The organism is Vibrio sp. 10N.239.312.D08, from assembly GCF_041466145.1.
Taxonomy (GTDB): Bacteria; Pseudomonadota; Gammaproteobacteria; order Enterobacterales; family Vibrionaceae; genus Vibrio; species Vibrio crassostreae_C.
Genome location: NZ_JBFSSD010000032.1, coordinates 1 through 17352, shown reverse-complemented (window position 1 = coordinate 17352; position 17352 = coordinate 1). Strand labels below are relative to the sequence as shown.

General features: G+C 45.8%; 16 protein-coding genes. 2 read left to right on the top strand and 14 right to left on the bottom strand.

All coding sequences use genetic code 11. The features are described 5' to 3' along the window. Positions 1-250: 250 nt before the first annotated feature. From rplS to ffh, 5 genes are all read right to left on the bottom strand, one after another. On the bottom strand, positions 251-604 hold the full coding sequence (gene rplS / locus AB6D58_RS16515; RefSeq protein ID WP_004735514.1) for a 50S ribosomal protein L19: 354 nt from the start codon (positions 602-604) through the stop codon (positions 251-253). Between the two features lie 59 nt (positions 605-663). Further along, the gene (trmD, locus tag AB6D58_RS16510) at positions 664-1404 is read right to left on the bottom strand and encodes a tRNA (guanosine(37)-N1)-methyltransferase TrmD (RefSeq protein ID WP_017061056.1); all 741 of its coding nucleotides are present in this window, start codon (positions 1402-1404) and stop codon (positions 664-666) included. Positions 1405-1430: 26 nt separating this feature from the next. Continuing rightward, positions 1431-1985 (bottom strand): ribosome maturation factor RimM, encoded by a 555-nt coding sequence (gene rimM, locus AB6D58_RS16505; protein WP_017063236.1) that lies wholly within the window; start codon positions 1983-1985, stop codon positions 1431-1433. A gap of 24 nt (positions 1986-2009) precedes the next feature. Continuing rightward, positions 2010-2258, bottom strand: coding sequence for a 30S ribosomal protein S16 (gene rpsP, locus AB6D58_RS16500; RefSeq protein ID WP_004410028.1), 249 nt, complete (start codon positions 2256-2258; stop codon positions 2010-2012). 212 nt (positions 2259-2470) lie between these two features. After that, complete coding sequence (ffh, locus tag AB6D58_RS16495) at positions 2471-3865, bottom strand: signal recognition particle protein (protein ID WP_010435884.1); 1395 nt, start codon at positions 3863-3865, stop codon at positions 2471-2473. 200 nt (positions 3866-4065) lie between these two features. Between ffh and AB6D58_RS16490 the strand changes: the two genes are divergently transcribed. After that, the gene (locus AB6D58_RS16490) at positions 4066-4860 is read left to right on the top strand and encodes an inner membrane protein YpjD (RefSeq protein ID WP_372157793.1); all 795 of its coding nucleotides are present in this window, start codon (positions 4066-4068) and stop codon (positions 4858-4860) included. 127 nt (positions 4861-4987) lie between these two features. Next, positions 4988-6259, top strand: coding sequence for an HlyC/CorC family transporter (locus AB6D58_RS16485; protein WP_017063233.1), 1272 nt, complete (start codon positions 4988-4990; stop codon positions 6257-6259). A 115-nt stretch (positions 6260-6374) separates the two neighbouring features. On the opposite strand, the gene luxS is transcribed toward AB6D58_RS16485, so the two are convergent. From luxS to AB6D58_RS16440, 9 genes are all read right to left on the bottom strand, one after another. Next, entirely contained in the window at positions 6375-6893 is a 519-nt protein-coding gene (gene luxS, locus AB6D58_RS16480) for an S-ribosylhomocysteine lyase (RefSeq protein ID WP_017056597.1), read from the bottom strand. 24 nt (positions 6894-6917) lie between these two features. Then, positions 6918-7568: a hypothetical protein gene (locus AB6D58_RS16475; protein WP_017629422.1), complete on the bottom strand. Its 651-nt coding sequence runs from the start codon at positions 7566-7568 to the stop codon at positions 6918-6920. A gap of 10 nt (positions 7569-7578) precedes the next feature. Further along, a complete protein-coding gene (gene gshA, locus AB6D58_RS16470; protein ID WP_102331920.1) occupies positions 7579-9147 on the bottom strand; it encodes a glutamate--cysteine ligase in 1569 nt (522 codons plus the stop codon). Between the two features lie 99 nt (positions 9148-9246). Beyond that, the gene (locus AB6D58_RS16465; protein ID WP_017063228.1) at positions 9247-12105 is read right to left on the bottom strand and encodes a pitrilysin family protein; all 2859 of its coding nucleotides are present in this window, start codon (positions 12103-12105) and stop codon (positions 9247-9249) included. A gap of 9 nt (positions 12106-12114) precedes the next feature. Then, positions 12115-12576: a YqaA family protein gene (locus AB6D58_RS16460; protein ID WP_372157791.1), complete on the bottom strand. Its 462-nt coding sequence runs from the start codon at positions 12574-12576 to the stop codon at positions 12115-12117. A gap of 6 nt (positions 12577-12582) precedes the next feature. Further along, positions 12583-13536, bottom strand: coding sequence for an NADP-dependent oxidoreductase (locus tag AB6D58_RS16455; protein WP_102319878.1), 954 nt, complete (start codon positions 13534-13536; stop codon positions 12583-12585). Positions 13537-13708: 172 nt separating this feature from the next. Continuing rightward, the gene (locus tag AB6D58_RS16450; RefSeq protein WP_019825842.1) at positions 13709-14839 is read right to left on the bottom strand and encodes a sodium ion-translocating decarboxylase subunit beta; all 1131 of its coding nucleotides are present in this window, start codon (positions 14837-14839) and stop codon (positions 13709-13711) included. 9 nt (positions 14840-14848) lie between these two features. Then, positions 14849-16624 (bottom strand): sodium-extruding oxaloacetate decarboxylase subunit alpha, encoded by a 1776-nt coding sequence (gene oadA, locus AB6D58_RS16445; protein WP_017059560.1) that lies wholly within the window; start codon positions 16622-16624, stop codon positions 14849-14851. A 31-nt stretch (positions 16625-16655) separates the two neighbouring features. Beyond that, entirely contained in the window at positions 16656-16913 is a 258-nt protein-coding gene (locus AB6D58_RS16440) for an oxaloacetate decarboxylase subunit gamma (protein ID WP_004741884.1), read from the bottom strand. Positions 16914-17352 lie beyond the last annotated feature (439 nt).

Genomic DNA, 17352 nt, shown 5'->3' with positions numbered 1-17352 from the left:
TAAATTTTGAAGGGTTGGCGTTTAACGTCAATCCTTTTTTATTGCCTATAACACGGCGCTAGTAGAGATTCCCTACTCCTTCCTTCGTCAGTCTAGGGAATGACGGTTAAATATGAGTTTCGTCTGGTTTGTCATCCTCAAGAGTGAGGTACGAGCGAATTGGGGATCTCTTACCTGCTAAGCTCCAAATAACAGACACAAAAAAGCGGAGCCAAATGGCTCCGCTTTTATCGATAGAATGCAAAAAGAATTACTTCTTAGTAAGCTTCTCTTTAATACGAGCTGACTTACCAGAACGCTCACGTAGGTAGTACAACTTGGCACGACGTACTGCACCACGGCGTTTAACTTCGATGCTATCAACCATTGGAGAGTGAGTTTGGAACGCACGCTCTACGCCTTCACCGTTCGAGATCTTACGAACTGTGAATGCAGAGTGTAGACCACGGTTACGAATAGCGATTACAACGCCTTCGAAAGCCTGTAGACGCTCACGGTCACCTTCTTTTACCTTAACCTGAACTACAACAGTGTCACCTGGTGCGAATTTAGGAAGGTCTGATTTTAGTTGCTCTTCTTCAAGAGCCTTGATGATGTTGCTCATTTGTATAAATTCCTAGAATAAACTGATACTAAATTTAATAGGTTACTGCTTGCTTTTCGTTAAGAGCGTTGCTCTTTAATGAATTCAGCCAGTAATTGTTCCTGTTCGTCAGTCAGAGCTAGGTTTTCCAGGAGTTCTGGTCTTCTTAGCCAAGTTCGGCCCAACGATTGTTTTAATCGCCAACGACGAATGTCCTTATGGTTTCCAGACTTGAGTACCGATGGTACATCTTTATCGTCTAGCACCTCAGGGCGCGTATAATGCGGACAATCTAGCAAACCATTTGCAAAAGAATCTTCTTCTGCTGAAGCGAAATCTCCAAGTACACCCGGAACAAACCGAGATACTGAATCAATCAGCGTCATGGCTGGCAGTTCGCCACCCGTCATCACAAAATCTCCAATCGACCATTCTTCGTCAACTTCAGATTGAATGATGCGCTCATCTACCCCTTCGTAGCGACCACAAATAAGAAGTAAATTCTCGTTTGTTGCCAGCTCTTCAACACCTTTCTGGTCGAGTTTACGACCTTGAGGTGAAAGATAGATAACTTTCGTCTTTCCCGGTGCTGCTTGCTTGGCCGTTGTGATAGCGTCGCGCAAAGGCTGAACCATCATTAACATGCCAGGACCACCACCGTAAGGTCTGTCATCAACAGTGCGATGTTTATCATGAGTGAAATCACGAGGATTCCATGTCTCAATAGATAAAAGACCTTTTTTAACCGCTTGACCTGTTACTCCAAAATCAGTAACAGAACGGAACATTTCAGGAAAAAGGCTAATAATGCCAACCCACATGTGTTCTCTCGCTCTGTAATTTGGAGTTAGAATCCAGGATCCCAGTCAACTTCGATCCGGCGAGCTTCGCGATCAACTTTCTTGATCACTTGCTCTTCAAGGTACGGTACTAACCGTTCCTTTTGGCCAAAAGCATCTTTAAGATTTGCTTTGATTACTAGAACATCGTTCGAGCCAGTTTCTAATAGGTCAGTGACCTCACCAAGGTCGTAACCTTTAGTGGTAAAAACTTGCATACCGAACAATTCGCGCCAGTAGAATTCATCTTCTGACAATTCAGGTAACGAAGCAGGGTCAATAGCAATTTCAAAGTTAGTCATCAGTTGCGCGTCTTCACGAACATCTAATCCCGCTAGCTTACATACATAACCTTGGCCATGACGTTTCCAGCTCTCAACTTTGTACTCAACCCACTTACCCTTTAGGTTTAAATACCAAGGGCTGTAATCAAATATGCTTTCAGCATTGTCTGTGTAGGAGAACACTTTAAGCCAGCCACGAATACCATAGGTAGACCCAAGTTTACCCATGACAATTCTATTGTTTTGCTCGCTCATAGTTTCTTTACCCTTCATCGACATAAGCTATTTCTCTTTAAAAAAGAATTAAGCCGCTTTTTGAGCGTCTTTAACTAGCTTAGCTACACGATCAGATAGAGATGCGCCTTGACCAACCCAGTGGTTAACACGATCTAGGTCTAGACGTAGACCTTCTTCTTGACCTTGAGCAGTAGGGTTAAAGAAACCTACTTTCTCGATGAAACGGCCAGTTGCAGCGTTACGGCTATCCGCAACTACGATTTGATAAAATGGGCGCTTCTTTGCACCGTGACGTGCCAAACGAATGGTTACCATGTCGTCCTCTTTGCTTTCTTAATAAAATAATTAACCCCAAGTATAAGTAAATAGCTTGGGGTCTCGTGCCAAATTAAAGCCCCGGAATTTTACTCTTATTCCGGTGCAATGCAAGGGCTTTAGCTATTTTTTCACCAACATAGCTGCCGTACACTTTCTGTGACACGGCTAACACTATGAAAAGTAACGTAGCTAAAGCTTACATTTGTAGATTATCGACCAAACGGGTTAAAGCCACCACCCATTCCGCCCATACCTCCACCGCCGCCCATCATGCCTTGCATGTTGCGCATCATGCCTTTCATGCCACCTTTCTGCATCTTCTTCATCATCTTCTGCATTTGGGTGAACTGCTTAAGCATACGGTTTACATCTTGTACCTGTGTACCAGAACCAGCGGCAATACGCTTTTTGCGAGAGCCTTTGATTAGGTCAGGGCGTTGACGCTCTTTCATGGTCATAGAGTTGATGATCGCTTCCATTTGCTTGAACATCTTGTCATCAACTTTATCTTTAACGTTATCTGGTAGCTGAGACATGCCTGGAAGCTTATCCATCATGCCCATCATGCCGCCCATGTTTTGCATCTGACCTAGCTGTTCACGGAAGTCTTCAAGGTCAAAGCCTTTCTTCTCTTTGAACTTCTTAGCCAGTTTCTCTGCTTTCTCGGTATCAACGTTTTTCTGTAGGTCTTCAATAAGAGACAGTACGTCGCCCATACCTAAGATACGAGAAGCAACACGATCTGGGTGGAACGGTTCTAGTGCGTCAGTCTTTTCACCAACACCCAAGAATTTAATCGGCTTGCCTGTGATATGACGAACAGACAGAGCAGCACCACCACGCGCATCACCATCAACTTTCGTCAAGATAACACCGGTTAGTGGTAACGCATCACCAAAGGCTTTTGCAGTGTTCGCAGCATCTTGACCTGTCATTGCATCAACAACGAACAGTGTCTCTACTGGTTTAATTGCAGTATGAAGCTCTTTGATCTCGCCCATCATCTCTTCATCGATAGCCAAACGACCCGCAGTATCGACAAGTAGCACGTCGTAGAATTTCTTCTTCGCGTGGTCGATTGCAGCGTTTGCAATATCAAGAGGTTTTTGATCAGCTGAAGATGGGAAGAAGTCGACGCCAACATCGCTTGCTAACGTTTCAAGCTGTTTGATCGCCGCTGGACGGTAAACGTCGGCAGACACAACCAAGACTTTCTTCTTGTCACGCTCAGTTAGAAGCTTAGATAGCTTACCTACCGATGTGGTTTTACCCGCACCTTGTAGACCCGCCATTAAGATAACGGCTGGCGGCTGCGCTGCTAGGTTAAGAGCCTCGTTAGACTCACCCATCACCGCTTCAAGTTCAGCTTGAACGATCTTAATGAATTCTTGACCAGGCGTTAGAGATTTAGAAACCTCAACACCCACAGCGCCTTCTTTTACGCGCTTAACAAAATCGCGGACAACGGGCAGTGCAACGTCGGCTTCAAGTAGCGCCATACGTACTTCACGCAGCGTCTCTTTAATGTTGTCTTCGGTCAGACGACCTTTACCGCTGATGTTCTTCAGCGTTTTGGATAGACGATCCGTTAAATTATCAAACATAGTTTTCTCTTCGCTCAAAACTGCGACTATTACTGTGAGTATACATTAGCGCGGATTAGAGTCATACCCGTTGTAGAGCGTTAATCATCCGTGCTTGTGATGTGAGACATTATTCACTTGGAATTGGATGAGGTTCGCCATAGCCCCAAAGAGCGATGCGAGGTATAATTCGCCAATTAGTAATCATTAAAATGGATACCATGGACAGTCTTATTGCGATCGCAGCAGCCTTTCTTTATACAATGGCAATTTCCACGATCATTCCAGGTCTCGTGCACCAAACAGGAATCCGTGTAAAAACGGTGTTTATCAGCGCATTACTTGCTCTAGCTTTCCATGCTTGGTTGCTTGGCGATTTGATTTTTAATGCCAGTGGCCAAAACCTCAGTATCTTGAACGTTGCTTCATTAATCAGTTTAATCATATCTGTGGTAATGAGCGGTGCCATGCTCAAAACCCGTCTGTGGTTTATCTTACCCGTCGTCTATAGCTTCGCTGCGCTGAACTTGATGGCTGCCACTTTTCTTCCAAGCACCTTCATCAAACATCTAGAGAATGACCCAAAACTGCTCGTGCACATATCTTTGGCTCTATTCTCATACGCAACGTTAACTATCGGCGCGCTATACGCCCTGCAACTTGCTTGGCTAGATCACAAACTTAAAAAGAAAAAGGCCTTAGTGATAAACCCTAACCTACCTCCTTTAATGATGGTAGAGAGACAGCTTTTCAAGATCATTCTGATTGGTAATGGTTTATTATCGGGTACTTTGCTGACTGGCCTTATCTTCGTACAAGATATGTTTGCTCAAGGAAAGGCGCACAAAGCGGTATTGTCTTTTATCGCTTGGGTTATCTACTCCATCCTTTTATGGGGTCACTACCAAAAAGGTTGGCGTGGACAGAAAGTCACTTGGTTCGCACTGGCCGGCGCCAGCATGCTCACATTGGCCTACTTCGGTAGCCGCTTCGTTCAGGAAATCATCCTGAACTAGTCTGTAAAATAAAGGCAAGGTCTCACACACCTTGCCTTTAAAATATTGAGTCCGTTAGATTCAATTGACATCTCGACCATGTTCGGTCATAAATTAATCAAGATACACAAATAGGAAAAGAATAGTTTTGGACGACATATCAACGGGTATCTTATTTGCGCTACTCGCGTGTCTCATTGTAATTTCTGGTTATTTCTCTGGTTCCGAAACGGGCATGATGTCCTTGAACCGCTACCGTTTAAAGCACTTGGCCAATACGGGTCATAAAGGTGCCAAACGCGTAGAGAAACTTCTGAACCGCCCAGACAGATTGATTGGCCTCATTCTCATCGGCAACAATCTCGTCAACATTCTTGCATCTGCGATCGCTACTATTCTTGGTATGCGCATCTACGGGGATATCGGTGTGGCTATCGCTACTGGTACCCTGACTCTCGTGATCCTAGTATTCGCCGAGGTAACCCCAAAGACCATCGCTTCTCTATTTCCTGAACGTGTCTCTTACGCGAGTAGTATCCTTTTGATGATACTGATGAAGGTGCTATCACCATTGGTGATCTTAGTGAACTTCATTACCAACGGCTTCATTCGTATCTTAGGCGTTAAAGCCAGCCATGATGCAACCGACCACTTGAGCTCCGAAGAGCTTAGAACCGTGGTAAATGAAGCCGGTAGCTTAATCCCTCAACGTCACCAAGATATGTTGGTGTCTATTCTGGATTTAGAGCACGTCACCGTGAACGACATCATGGTGCCGCGTAATGAGATTACTGGTATCGACATCAATGACGACTGGAAATCGATCGTTCGTCAACTTACCCACTCGCCTCATGGTCGCGTAGTGCTGTACCGTGACCAAATAGATGAAGTGGTCGGCATGCTTAGGCTGCGTGAAGCTTACCGTCTGATGCTTGAAAAGAACGAATTCAATAAAGAAACCCTGTTGCGTGCCGCGGATGAGATCTACTTTATTCCTGAAGCGACACCACTCAATATTCAACTGCTTAAGTTTCAACGCAATAAGCAGCGCATCGGTTTGATTGTTGATGAGTATGGCGACATCAATGGTTTGGTTACATTAGAAGATATTCTAGAAGAGATCGTAGGTGAGTTTACCACCTCAATCACCCCAAGCTTATCTGAAGAGATTACTCCGCAAAGCGATGGCAGCTTCTTGATTGAAGGCAGTGCCAATATCCGAGATATCAACAAAGGCTTACAGTGGGCACTGCCTACCGATGGCCCAAGAACGCTGAATGGTTTGATACTGGAACATCTTGAAGATATTCCTGAGAGTCACCTGAGTGTTCAGGTTGCCAGCCACCCAATGGAAATTGTTGAGCTTGAAGAGAACCGCATCAAACTGGTTCGCGTGTTCCCACAGATCGTGAACGGCTAACTGAGTTATCACTGAATCTCTGTCTCGCCCTAAAATACGTTGACGAAAAAGGCCCGGTTCATTGAACCGGGCCTTTTAGTATCTAACTCGCCCTATCTAGGGTAGCTATCAATGACTAGTCGATCTTAAGCTCTTGCAGCATAGACTCTGGCAGTGCCAGTTCATCATTCTTGTTTACAGAGATGCCTGCAGCGATGATCGCATTCGCGATCTCTTTCGCTTCATCCAAAGAGTGCATTGCCGCGGTACCACATTGGTATTCGTTCAGCTCAGGGATCTTATTCTGGTTCTCAACTTTCAGTACGTCTTGCATCGCTGCCAACCAACCGTCAGCCACTTGTTGTTCTGTAGGCGTACCAATCAGGCTCATGTAGAAACCAGTGCGACAGCCCATCGGTGAGATATCGATGATCTCTACATCTGAACCGTTCAATTGATTACGCATGAAACCAGCATATAGGTGCTCTAGAGTATGGATACCTTTCTCAGATAGGATGTCTTTGTTTGGCGCAGTAAAACGCAGGTCAAACACAGTGATGGTATCCCCTTTTGGGGTTTGCATTGTTTTAGCAACACGAACGGCAGGTGCGTTCATGCGTGTGTGATCAACAGTGAAACTATCTAATAAAGGCATTGCTCTTCTCCATGACGGCTGGCTTTAGAAAAACCAGCTTCGATTGTCTTCTAGTTCTTTGCGGCACTGTTTCAGCTGCCATCCATAATCTTTTGCTTGCTGTTCGACTTTGCGCGCCACCTTAATTAGCGATGGCTTGCTGTTGTATGACTTACGCTTATAACCACCACGGCCTTCATGATAAGCTAGGTATTGGTTATATGGGTCCCATAGTGAGATGCCCAATTGACGACGCGTCTCGCTGGTATACCAACCGATGAACATCAATGCATCATCAAAGTTGGTTCTTGAACCACCGTTATTGGTCGCCTTTTGGAAGTCTTCCCAAGCAGGATCTTGAGCTTGTGCATAACCGTAGGCACTGCTTACACGCCCCCACGGTATAAAGCCAAGAATGTAATCTTTAGGTGGGCGCGCATCATGACGATAGCTACTCTCTTGTTTCACAAAAGCCATCGCAACGTTAATCGGCGTTCCCCATTCTTCTTGCATATCCAAGGCATCTTCATACCATGAAGGGTGCTCTCGAAAGATGCTACACAAATTATCTTGCTGCTTTGGCGGTGGCGTTGCACATCCAACCAACAGGCTAGAGACAACACCAACAGTCACTACAGGTAACCATTTACTACTCACTCGAGTAGGCTGACCTAATAAGGCTTGCTTCCTTTCCACCAAAGTCTCGCTATGCTTTTAAATACGAAAAATAATCCGCTAAGAAGCTATCAAAATCTTGAGTGCTTGCTTCTTCACTTTGTTGCTGAGCAATCACAGAACGTTGAACTTCTGCTTCCATCAACTCAGCTGAATATACTTTGTATTGGTGCGCTTTGTGTTGCTGAGCGTACGTTTTACCTAACGCGCAACCCACTTTACCTAAGCCGCCCAATTTTTTGGTCTCTTCTAGCAACTGGCCAGAAATAGTTAGCTCAGGGTTATCAATCCAAGCCTCAAGCGTATCGCATGTTTCTTGGTATGCACGACCACCTTGTTCAGCGTCCATCATCTCGGCAATAGAGCGCAGATCTTTGAAGACACGCTTCGCCCAATCTTGCAGAGACAATCGCTCACCATGACAACCGATTTGCAGCTCTAGACCAACCTGACGACCTTGTAGGATCACCTTGTTCCAGTTATCGCGCCAGCATTCAAGCTCGCAGTTATCCATCTCAGCAGAGTCCGTTAGCACACTCCACGTTAGGAATAAGTCTAGGAAGCGAACCTGCTGCTCATTGATACCAATTGAGCTGAATGGGTTTACATCTAAAGAACGAACCTCAATGTACTCAACACCACCGCGTGCCAATGCTTCAGATGGTTTCTCACCACTCTTCGCGACACGCTTAGGGCGGATTGGAGCGTAAAGCTCATTTTCAATTTGCAGTACGTTGCTATTCAACTGACGGTATTCACCATCAACCTTAGTGCCAATCTCGGCAAATTCTTCTGATGGTGTGCGAATCGCTTGATTCAAACCTTCAAGGTATTGGTCTAGGCTGTTGAAACCAATCTTCAACACACTTTGCGCACTGTTCGTGTAGCCAAGGTCGCTCAGGCGCAGCGCCGTTGCTTTTGGCAGATACAATGTCTCACCAACCTTTTCAAAAGGTAGGTTTGTTTCTCTTCCTTTGATGAAAGAAGAACATAGCGCAGGTGAAGCACCGAAGAAGTATGGGATTAACCAACCAAAGCGGTAGTAGTTACGAATCAAACCAAAGTAAGCATCTGACTTAGATTCACAACGCGCTTCTTCAGTTTGCTCTCCAAACAGGCTATCCCAAAAGCTTTCTGGGAAAGAGAAGTTGAAGTGAACACCAGAGATAATCTGCATCAGGCTACCGTAACGACGTTTTAGGCCTTCACGATATAGGGTCTTCATCTTACCGTTATTCGAGGTGCCGTATTGCGCTAGCTGAATGTAATCTTCACTGCCAACGTAACAAGGCATAGAAAGCGGCCATAGTTTTTCGCCGTCTAACTTGGTTTGCGTGAAGTGGTGGATATCAGACAACTGATTCAAAAGCGTCGGAACGTCGTTAGAAACAGGCGTGATAAATTCCAGTAGCGACTCAGAGAAATCGGTCGTTACCCATTCGTTCATCAACGCAGATCCCAAAGCCTCAGGGTGCGGCCCAGTAGCAAGGTGCCCATCTTCCGTGTAGCGTAATGTTTCCCTTTCAACACCACGACCAAATTGAGAGAAGGTCTTAGGGTTGGTTGCAACTTGCTTTAGTCGCGCAGCAAAATCAGTCAAAATTCAGTTCACTTATCTTATATTGTTCTGATTAGAACTATCATAAATTAGGTTGGAGGAGAAAAGTAGAGTCTCTTCCCTCCCCCTTTAATGTGTACTCTAACGAATGATTTCAAGCTCTTCTATTGGAATATCTAACTTTTCTAATTGCGGGCGAAGCGAAGTCGCGTCACCAACAACGATTATTTGATAATCATTCGGGTCAAACCATTTCTTAGATAGCTCGTTTAAGGTCTCTTTTGAAACCGTTTCAACTATCTGATTACGCTGTTGTAGGTAATCTTCATCAAGGCTCAATGCAACAATATTACTCAACAACCCCGCCTTTTGACTTGGCGTTTCGTATTTAAGTGCATCTTGTTGACCGACGGCAAGGCGCATAAATTTCACCTCTTCGTCAGTTAATCCACTTTGGCTAAACTCATTCAGCTCATTAATAAACTCTTGAATCGATGGAACCGTCGCATTCGCCCTTACCTGCGCGCTAAATACCACTGCGCCAGTTTCACGAGTACTTGCGAAGTAACCGCTTGCACCGTAAGTGTAGGCTTTGTCTTCACGTAGGTTCTGGTTGATACGGCTATTGAAGTTGCCCGCTAAGTTAAAGTTAGCTAACTGGCTCAAATACAATTCGCCCGTCGCATCAAACGGCAGGCCCTTACGAACCAAGCGAACAATGCTTTGCGGCGCACCCGGTTTATCAACTAAGTACAGGTGCTGACCAGAAAGCTCTTTAACGATCTGTGGACGCGTTAATGGTGCCGCATCGCCTTGCCACTCTTCAAAGAATTGTAGCTGTTTGCCTACCTCTTTCTTCGAGATGTCTCCCACCACAACAATATTGGCACCTTCTGGTGTGTAATGTTGCGCATAGAATTTTTTCACATCGTCTAAGGTCAATTTCGATAGAGATTCCTTAGTACCATCACTTGCACGAGCAAAAACAGTGTCACCAAACAGCACTTCACGGGTTGCTTGAGAAGCCATCCAGCTTGGCTGCTGATGCTGATACACAACGCCTTCTAGCATCTGTTTCTTAACGCGCTCAAAATCTTGCTCATCGAACTTAGGATCGAATAGAACCTCTTGCACAATCGCTAAGGTTTGAGGCAAGTTTTTCTCTAGCGTCGAGACTGAAATATCTGTGGTGTAGCTGCCCGCACTAATGCTCACGCTGCTACCAAGTTTATCTAAGGTCGCTTGTAACTCTTCAACGGTTCGTTTAGTTGAGCCTTCTTCCATCATCGAAGCCGTTAGGTTCGCTAGGCCTTCTTGCCCTTTGCGAACATAGCGTTCGCCTGCAGGCAATTGAATTTGCAGCTGTACTGTCGGAGTTTCACTGGTCACGGTACCAATTAAGTCAGTGCCATTTGCAAAGTGCATGCGGTACAACTCAGGCATGGTCGCCTCAACACCAAAGTTCACTTCTGGCATCACACTGCGATCAAAGGTATCCGGTGCCTTTCTGAAATCCAGTTGATCTTCCGTCACCTTGCTGTATTCCGGCAACGTACGTGGTGGCGTGGTAAAGGTCGCTTCACGAACCGCCAAATCGAGCTTTTTCTTAGGAACCACACTCAAGGTAACCTTGTGCTTACCTTCGATGAAATCTTGGTATGCCTTGCTCACGCTCTCAGGCGTCACCGCTCGGATTTGATCGAGTTGTGATTCAATGCGATCAGGCTGACCATAGAAGGTTTGGTTCGACGCGAGTTGCGACACCTTACCTTTAACGCTTTGCAATGCAAAAACAGCATTCGCTTCGGCCATGCCAGTGATCTGGTCTAAACGCTCTTGCTCAACGCCCTCTTTCGAGAATTGCTCCAGGGTATCCATCAGCTCTTTATTGAGAACCGTCAAATCGCCTTTTTCACCTGAGTTGCCCATTGCATACACGTACATGGTACACGCCAACTCAGCACAATCATGGAAAGAGCCAGCGCTGACGGCCTTCTGCGTTTTTACGAGGTTTTGATATAGGTAACTGTTGGTACCTGAACCTAACACGTTAGACAATGCATTCAGTGAAGCTTGCGTCTCTTCACCGCGATACGTTGTTGGCCACCCCACCAGCACCATCGGCTGACGAATATTGTCTTCTAAGGTGATGTATTTATCTTCTGTTAGAACAGCAGGTTGCTTCTCTGCCGCCTTCACTTCAGGGCCTTGAGGAATTGAACCAAAGTACTTGTTAACCCATTCTAGCGTGTCATCAACGTCGATATCACCACCAATCGTTAACACGGCATTGTTTGGGCCGTACCAACGCAGGAAGAACGCTTTAAGATCATTCACGTCAACACGGTCAAGATCTTCAACATAGCCGATTGGTTGCCAAGAGTAAGGGTGACCTTCAGGGTAAAGCGCTTCGCCCATGCGTTCCCACATCAAGCCGTAAGGACGATTTTCGTAGCTCTGCGCTCGCTCGTTCTTGACCGTGCCTCTTTGAACCTCAAATTTCTTCTGAGAAACAGCATCCAACAAGAAGCCCATTCGGTCTGATTCTAACCACAACATTTTCTCAAGTTGGTTAGAAGGAACAGTTTCAAAATAGTTGGTGCGGTCACGGTTGGTCGTGCCGTTTAACGAGCCACCCGCTTCGGTAATGATCTTAAAGTGCTGTTGGTCACCAACGTTCTCTGAACCCTGGAACATCATGTGCTCAAAGAAGTGAGCAAATCCCGACTTGCCTATCTCTTCACGTGCTGAACCGACGTGATAAGTTACATCAACATGCACCAACGGATCGGAATCATCAGGGGAAAGAATAACTGTCAGACCGTTTTCAAGCTGATACTTGGTGTAAGGAATCACTACTTTATCTTTAGAGGGCTTAACCTCTTCTAACAGAGTGACACCTTCAGGTAACGAGGAAAAGAAGGGCGTTGAGCTAGGTACATTGTAAGAACAGCCAGCAATGGCGATAAGAGAAAATGTACCAAGTAAAACCTTTTTCATAGGTTCTCCTTAGAAAAAACCGAAGTAGATAGCAGCAAGTAAGCTATAGCGAGCGGCTTTGCCAATCGCTATCAAAATAACGCTAGGGATGAATTTCATTCTTAGCCAACCCGCAGCGAGACACAAAGGGTCACCAATGATCGGTAACCAACTAAATAACAGTGTCCAGTAGCCATAGCGACTCAGCCAAGCTATAGCCTTATGACCATGCTTTTCAGATTGAGTTCGATTAGGCAACCACAAACCAATCCAATAGTTAGTCAGGCCGCCTAAGGTATTGCCTAATGTCGCCACTAGAATGATCGATGAGGTTGAAAACTGATCTAAGCTCAATGCAGCCACAAGGCTAGCTTCTGAACCACCGGGGAGTAACGTGGCACTCAAGAAGCCACTAATGAAGAGTACCCACAGCGCCGAGTCCGAGAACCACAGCGCGATATTTTCAAAAAGGGAGTTAAAAAATTCTAACACTGCCTATCAACTTTCTTGCATTTTAAGTAGCACCTTGCCTCTGGTGTGTCCGGTTTCAACCTGCAGGTGCGCCGACTGCGCCTCGTCTAATTGGTAGATACCTTGAATTTCTGTTTTGAGTAATCCGACACTGACCATGTAAAGCATAGTGTCCATTTGCTCAGGGCTTGGTTCAACCAGCATGCCTGATGCAGTAAAACCTAATAGTGTGGCTTTTTCGCAGATAAGTTCTGCAGATAGAGTCGGCACAGTCACGACTCGCGCGTCATCTTTTAGGCACTTCAATGCATCAAGCGCGGTATCGCCGCCGACCAAGTCAATCAACACATCGACATCAGATACTCTTTCTGATGCTGGTGCAAACTTATAGTTAATCGCGTGAGCACCTAGCGTCGCAAGGTAATCAAGGTTGGCTTCGCTGCAGGTTGTGTAAACCTCTGCTTTTGCTGCCACTGCAATTTGAACCGCAAGGTGACCAACGCCGCCCGCGCCCGCCAAGATAAGCACGCGGTCGCCTTCTTTCACTTCGGCTTTGTTGAGCGCTTGTGCCGCTGTTTGACTCGCGAGTGGTAATGCAGCTGCCGCTTCTAGAGTGACAGAATCAGGAACCATACTTAATGCAGCTTCTGGAACACACACATATTGGCTGTAACCGCCACCTTGCAGTGGAAAACCAATAAAGCCAGCTACGTTATCACCAACAGTAAAGCGTTCAGCCTGTTCGCCTAGCGAGACAATTTGCCCTGAAATATCGTAGCCAGGTACCCAAGGTAGGTTATCTTTGTTTTGTGCTGCCGCCCAACCAAGGCCCGCTCGGGTTTTGACATCAATCGGATTAATGCCTGAAAAGGAAACTTTAACCACCACTTCTCCAGCCTTAGGCTCAGGGATCGCACTGGTTTGAATACTTAGGTTTTCGACGCCGCCGAATTGAGTAATCGCAATCTGTTTATTTTCCATTTCCACATTTCCTTGATTGATAAAAGCCCTAGTGAGCAAGCACCCTAATTAATAAAAAGAAAGGGATGCGAAAGCATCCCTTTGACTATAAACCATTTAATAAGGCTAAGTTAACCGCTCATTCGTAAATTGACGACCAATTAACGTAACGATACATGACCCAGCAAATCCACTAGCCCACGAGAGCTAATAGAATACCCGCCGCAACCGCACTACCAAGTACACCGGCTACGTTCGGGCCCATTGCATGCATCAACAAGAAGTTCTGAGGGTTTGCCTCAAGACCAACCTTGTTCACAACACGTGCCGCCATTGGAACCGCTGATACGCCAGCTGCGCCAATCAGTGGGTTGATGTCCTCTTTCGAGAATCGGTTCAACACCTTAGCCATCAATACACCACCCGCCGTACCGATACTGAACGCGACCGCACCTAAACCTAGAATACCCAATGTTTCTAAGTTCAAGAACGTATCCGCTTGAAGCTTAGAACCAACCCCTAGACCTAGGAAAATAGTTACAACGTTAATCAGTTCGTTTTGAGCTGTTTTTGAAAGGCGATCAACCACACCCGCTTCACGCATTAAGTTACCCAAACAGAACATACCAACTAGAGGTGTTGCTGAAGGTAGGAACAAAATCGTCATCAGTAGTACAGCAAGCGGGAAAAGAATCTTCTCGGCTTTGCTAACGTGACGAAGTTGAGCCATCTTAATTTTGCGCTCTTCAGGAGACGTTAACGCTTTCATGATTGGTGGCTGAATGATCGGAACCAAAGCCATGTAGCTATAAGCCGCTACTGCAATGGCACCTAAAAGATCCGGAGATAACTTACTCGCCAAGAAGATCGCAGTTGGGCCATCGGCACCACCAATGATCGCAATTGACGAAGCATCGGCCATCGAGAACTCCATTCCTGGAACGTAGTTCAGCAAGATCGCGCCAAATAGCGTCGCGAAGATACCAAACTGAGCCGCAGCCCCTAGCCACAACGTTTTAGGGTTCGCAATCAACGCACCGAAGTCCGTCATCGCACCAACACCCATAAAGATCAGCAGTGGGAAAATACCTGTCTCAATACCAATGTAGTAGACGTAGTAGAGCAAACCACCTGGATCAGTAAACCCAGCATTTGGAATGTTTGCTAATACAGCACCAAAACCAATAGGCAGTAGAAGTAACGGTTCAAATCCTTTACGAATTGCCAAAAACAACAGTAAGCAACCAACCAGCATCATACAGATCTGGCCGAACTCAAAGTTCGCAATCCCTGTTTCAGACCATAAGGTCATCAATCCTTCCATGGTACTCCCTTACGCTAAGCTTAGTAGTGGAGCGCCTACAGTAACTGCATCGCCTTCTTTAACATTCAATTCTTGAACGATACCACCACGAGCAGCACGAACTTCCGTTTCCATCTTCATCGCTTCTAGGATTAGTAGAACGTCGCCTTCAGAAACCTCAGTACCCGCCTGAACGTTTACTTTAAAGATGTTACCCGCCAATGGAGCTGGAACCGCTTCAGCGTCAGACGCTGCTACTGGTGCAGCCTGAGCAGGTTTTGCAGATGGCGCCACCGATGTCAGTTCACCTTGTGGGCCAACTTCAACATCGTAAACTTGACCATCAACCTTCACGCTGTAGCTTTCAATACCACCAGAAGCTTGTACAGGAGCTGCAGCAACTGGAGCCGCAACTTCTAGCGTTGGTGCAGGTTCAAATGCTTCAGGATTACGACGGTTCTTAAGGAACTTAAGACCCACTTGTGGGAAGAGCGCGTAAGTCAGTACATCATCAACCGTATCTTCAGCTAGAGAGATACCCTCTGATTTCGCTTTCTCTAACAGATCCGTCGTTAACGTATCCATTTCAGACTTAAGTAAATCAGCAGGACGACAAGTAATCGGCTCTGCACCGTCTAGAACTTTCGCTTGCAGTTCAGCATCCACTTCAGCAGGAGCTTGACCGTATTCACCTTTCAGTAGACCAGCAGTCTCTTTCGTGATGCTCTTATAGCGTTCGCCCGTTAAGACGTTAATAACCGCTTGAGTACCGACAATCTGAGAAGTTGGTGTTACTAAAGGAATGTAACCAAGCTCTTTACGTACGCGTGGGATCTCTTCTAGAACTTCATCCATGCGATCGGCGGCGCCTTGCTCTTTAAGCTGGCCTTCCATGTTAGTTAACATTCCGCCAGGAACTTGAGCGATTAAGATGCGAGAATCGACACCTTTTAGCTGACCTTCCCATTTCGCGTACTTTTTACGTACATCACGGAAGTAAGCCGCGATGGGTTCGATTTGGTCTAGTTTAAGATTCGTGTCGCGCTCTGTACCTTCTAACATCGCAACAACCGTTTCGGTTGGCGTATGACCGTAAGTACAGCTCATTGAAGAAATAGCGGTATCTAGAATGTCGATACCCGCTTCAACGGCTTTAACCGCTGTTGCAGTCGATAGACCAGTTGTCGCGTGGCTATGCAGTGCTAGAGGAACGTCACACGATGCTTTGATACGTGTAATCAGCTCTTCTGCTTCATACGGCTTTAATAAACCTGACATATCTTTGATACATAGTGAGTGACAACCTAGGTCCTCTAGGCGCTTAGCCAAATCAACCCAAGTATCTGAATTGTGGACCGGACTGGTTGTGTAAGACAACGTACCTTGAGCGTGGCCACCAACGTCGATCGTTGCTTTCACTGCTTTTTCAAAGTTACGCACGTCATTCATCGCATCAAAGATACGGAATACGTCCATGCCGTTTTTATGGGCACGTTCAACAAATTTTTCTACTACATCATCCGCGTAGTGACGGTAGCCCAATAGGTTTTGACCACGCAGTAGCATCTGCATTGGTGTGTTTGGCATCGCTTTTTTCAGCTCACGCAAACGCTCCCATGGATCCTCGCCAAGAAAACGGATACACGAATCAAACGTCGCGCCGCCCCAAGTCTCAAGTGACCAGTAACCGACTTTATCCAGTTCTGCCGCAATTGGCAGCATATCTTCGATACGCATACGAGTAGCAAATAGTGACTGGTGCGCGTCACGAAGTACCACATCTGTGATAGCTAGTGGTTTAGACATGCTCATAAACTCCTTTTTAATCCTTTAAATACTACTTAGCAGTAGACGCACGGTATTGATGAACCGCGGCCGAAATTGCAGCCACTACCTGTGGACTAACAGCTGAAGGGTTTGATTGTGATTTTTGAATTTTTTTAGGTGCTGCGATCGGCTCTGGTACTTCTTCTGGTACCAGTTTTGACATCAACCGAACGAGGTAAACTAGAATAGTTAGGAAAATAAAGACAACGGACATCCCCGTTATCATTAGAGTCGCCGCATCTCCTAGCAGGCTTCCAATATTAGTCATGTTGCTTCCTTTCTTCGTCATCCTGACATACGTACAGGATTTCAGCGAATAGTGATCCCGACCCATGGATTATCTCGATTGGTAAAAGTTTGTCAATTTTGTTTAAGGTTCTGTTACGGATAACGCACACATAAGGTTAATTATTCGCCTATCAGATCACATAAATCTGTCAAATACGTCATTTTTAGATATTTAAACTGTGACTTAAACGGGGCTTTTCTGGGAATTGATATGAGAAAGGTGGAATAACAAAGAAGCAATCAAGAACTACTTTAAATACAACAAGTTAAACAACGAACAAATTTAACATTGTCGCAACAAATTTGCAGCAGGCATAAAAAAAGCCTCGTATAAACGAGGCTTTTTCTAATAATGTGGCGCGCTCTGGAGGATTCGAACCTCCGACCGCCTGGTTCGTAGCCAGGTACTCTATCCAGCT